This window comes from Chamaesiphon polymorphus CCALA 037 (genome assembly GCF_003003845.1).
In the GTDB taxonomy this organism is placed as follows: Bacteria; Cyanobacteriota; Cyanobacteriia; order Cyanobacteriales; family Chamaesiphonaceae; genus Chamaesiphon; species Chamaesiphon polymorphus.
Window position 1 is genome coordinate 1 of record NZ_PVWO01000621.1, and the last position, 2,902, is coordinate 2,902.

Below are 2,902 nucleotides of genomic sequence, written 5' to 3' on the forward strand. Positions count from 1 at the left end.
GTATGGAAGTGTTGAATTCCAAATTTTGAGTTAGTTAAGGGTAATATTCACATCCCCGACTTCTCGAAGAAGTCGGGGATGTGGTTTATCTATGCTGTTATTATCCAAAAAAAAGCCCGCCGTAGCGGACTTAAAAATCTAATTATGAGGCTAAATACTCGCCGATGTCGGCTTTGCGCTTGCGAAGTTTGGCAATCGCTTCGCGTTCGATTTGGCGCACTCGCTCGCGGCTAATATTGAGCAAGTCGCCGATTTTTGCAAGCGTCAGAGGTTGAGTATCTTTCAACCCAAATCGGAGAGTGAGTACTTGCTGCTGCTGAGGCGTCAGCTCCGACATCATCCGCTCTAAGTCTACTTGGAGTGATGAGTTGGTCACATATTCCTCAGGCGAGATCCCCGGATCTTCGAGTAAATCGCCCAGTTCGGTGTCTTGATTGTCACCCACCCGCAGATCCAGCGACAATGGTTGCCGCGCGCGTTCTAGGTACTCCCGCACTTGTTTGGAAGATAACTCTAACTCGGCGGCTAGCTCGTTAATTGTTGCCGCTCGTCCGAACTGTTGAGCCAGAGAGCGTTGGGCTTTTTTGATTTTATTCAGTTTTTCGGTAATGTGAATCGGTAACCGAATCGCTCGCGCTTTTTCCGCAATGGCGCGGGTAATCGCTTGGCGAATCCACCAGTAAGCATAGGTCGAAAACCGATAGCCCTTACTAGGATCGAATTTCTCGACACCACGTTGCATTCCAATCGTTCCTTCTTGAATCAAATCCAAAAGGTCGATGTTCCGCTTGATGTATTTTTTGGCTACAGAAACTACCAGTCGGAGATTGGCTTCCACCATCCGGCGTTTGGCATTTTCCCCGGCAGAGATAATTTTTTGCAGTTGGAGTTCATCCGTATTGGCAGCAGTTGCCCATTCAGTTAAACTTGGCTCGCGGCCGAGTTCTTCCATAAGAGTATTCTTGACCGCCATCAGGATAACCAACTGCTGTACCTGCTTTCCATACAAGATTTCCTGCTCGTGGGTGAGCAGGGGCACGCGCCCAATTTCACGAAGGTAGGTACGGACAGTATCGGTTGATGCTTGAGCAGTTTTCATGACTCTGGCTAAAATGTAGGGATAATTTAGGTGCAAAATTGCGATCGCGTTTCGATCCAAATATTTGTGTCAACGCGTTGGTACGAGCTTGTGGCCAGGTCGCAGAACCGATCGATAGCGGTCGTAGGGATCGCGCGGCCATCGAACCTTGAGGTATCGATAACTGTTGCATTATTTAGAAATCAGTTGCACTTGGATCTCAAGCTTACTTATACTTTAGTTTTAATAATCTTAACATTTCTACACATTAGCTGTCTAACTTTTTTTATCCTCAGCCAATTGGCTGACGGCAAGGACTCCACGCGTAAGATCGGTGTGACAGATCGGTATTTACACCCCCCGATTGGGCTAATAACCGCACTAATCGATATATTCTCACTCTCATCATAGTTAAGATTTATTTACACAACGGCGATCTACAACACATTCCGGGGGATATATAAAATTCAATGCAGACACTTTGGTTGGTTCGTCACGCACATCGATTGGACTTCGTAAAGCCAGATTGGTTTAATGATGCCGTTTATCCTTACGATCCGCCACTATCAGAAGAGGGATGCGATCGAGCTAATTCATTACTTGCGGCGTTTGATGAAATACCGATCGAGCGAATTTTGACATCTCCTTTTTTGCGCACGATTCAAACGGCGGCTCCGTTAGCCAGACAGCGGAATTTACCAATACGATTAGAATGGGGTTTGTGTGAATGGTTGTGTCAAGATTGGACTACAGGCTTGCCAGAGACTACTCCGGTTGACGAACTGCTGCAAAGTTACCCAAATATCGATCCTGCTTATAAATCTCTAGTGTTGCCTTGCTACCCTGAAACGATCGAGGAACTATATGCACGTCTGACTAGTATAGCACAAAAACTTGTTCGACACAATTGCCAACATCTGCTCGCGATCGCGCACAAAGGCTCTGTAGTGGGGATCGCAGCCGCTTTAACTGGTGATTCACAGTGGCTAGCTTACGACTTGCCTTGTGGGGGCATAATTAAATTGGTTGGGGATCGCCAGCAATGGCATTCAAGTGTCATCGAGAGGTAAGCCATGTCGGAGTGCAGAGAGCCGAGCTTGAGCTTTGGGATCGAGCGAGTTAAATAGAAATCGTCCAGAAGATTGTTTTTGGGGTCTATGCCGTCGTTTCGATCGCGTCGCACTAAAATCGACGTTAGATATCAATTGTAGCGAAGATATCCATTCCGCGCCAAACCCGATCGCGGTAAGTTGTTGAGCGCGATCGGATGTCGCTACAATCAATCTAGAGGCTGAATATTGCAAATCGTGGCGGAAGGCCGCACAGAATTTTTCGATAAATGTATCGGCTGTTTCGAGAAAGTCAGTGTAATGAATCGAGAGATTTGGGGTAATAACTTCACAATATGCTGGCGCATCTCTACTGTACGCATCAAAGACAACCTTTGTCTCATAGTCTTCAAAGGCACTGTAATTGATTAATGCTTCGACTAGTTTGGCACGCGCAGCCTCTAAGTCAGCTTGAGACCCCGATTGGAGCGGATTGTGTTTGGTGCGTCGTTGACCGTTGGTCTGCGGTACGCTATCGTGTAAATCCGTCCAGGCTCCAATCACGTTGTAGCCATCAACGAGCAACACAGCTTGTTTTCGTGAGGGAGGCATGGTTTAGATCGCAACTTTACTTAATAATTTTTTATATTAACTCCTCTTATCTTAACAACTTGTGGGCTAAGTGGATAGGGGTAGATGGGTGGATGGGTGGATGGGTGGATGGGTAGTGAGTAGTGAGTAGTGAGTAATGAGTAATGGGTAATGAGTAATGGGT

The 2,902-nt window shown here is 46.6% G+C and carries 3 protein-coding genes; 1 reads left to right on the forward strand and 2 read right to left on the reverse strand.

Going from position 1 to position 2,902, the window contains the following annotated elements; genetic code table 11:
- Nucleotides 1-142: 142 nt before the first annotated feature.
- Nucleotides 143-1,099: an RNA polymerase sigma factor, RpoD/SigA family gene (locus C7B77_RS27300; protein WP_106312458.1), complete on the reverse strand. Its 957-nt coding sequence runs from the start codon at nucleotides 1,097-1,099 to the stop codon at nucleotides 143-145.
- A gap of 449 nt (nucleotides 1,100-1,548) precedes the next feature.
- Between C7B77_RS27300 and C7B77_RS27305 the strand changes: the two genes are divergently transcribed.
- The gene (locus C7B77_RS27305; RefSeq protein WP_106312452.1) at nucleotides 1,549-2,148 is read left to right on the forward strand and encodes a histidine phosphatase family protein; all 600 of its coding nucleotides are present in this window, start codon (nucleotides 1,549-1,551) and stop codon (nucleotides 2,146-2,148) included.
- Here C7B77_RS27305 and C7B77_RS27310 read toward each other — a convergent pair.
- Nucleotides 2,128-2,739 (reverse strand): NYN domain-containing protein, encoded by a 612-nt coding sequence (locus C7B77_RS27310; protein ID WP_106312455.1) that lies wholly within the window; start codon nucleotides 2,737-2,739, stop codon nucleotides 2,128-2,130. The two genes, C7B77_RS27305 and C7B77_RS27310, sit on opposite strands and share 21 nt — an antisense overlap.
- Between the last annotated feature and the right edge of the window lie 163 nt (nucleotides 2,740-2,902).

Bases quoted from the DNA above. Each gene is read 5' to 3' on its own strand.
- C7B77_RS27310 (WP_106312455.1), bottom strand. From the start codon at position 2,739: ATGCCTCCCTCACGAAAACAAGCTGTGTTGCTCGTTGATGGCTACAAC.
- C7B77_RS27305 (WP_106312452.1), top strand. From the start codon at position 1,549: ATGCAGACACTTTGGTTGGTTCGTCACGCACATCGATTGGACTTCGTA.
- C7B77_RS27300 (WP_106312458.1), bottom strand. From the start codon at position 1,099: ATGAAAACTGCTCAAGCATCAACCGATACTGTCCGTACCTACCTTCGT.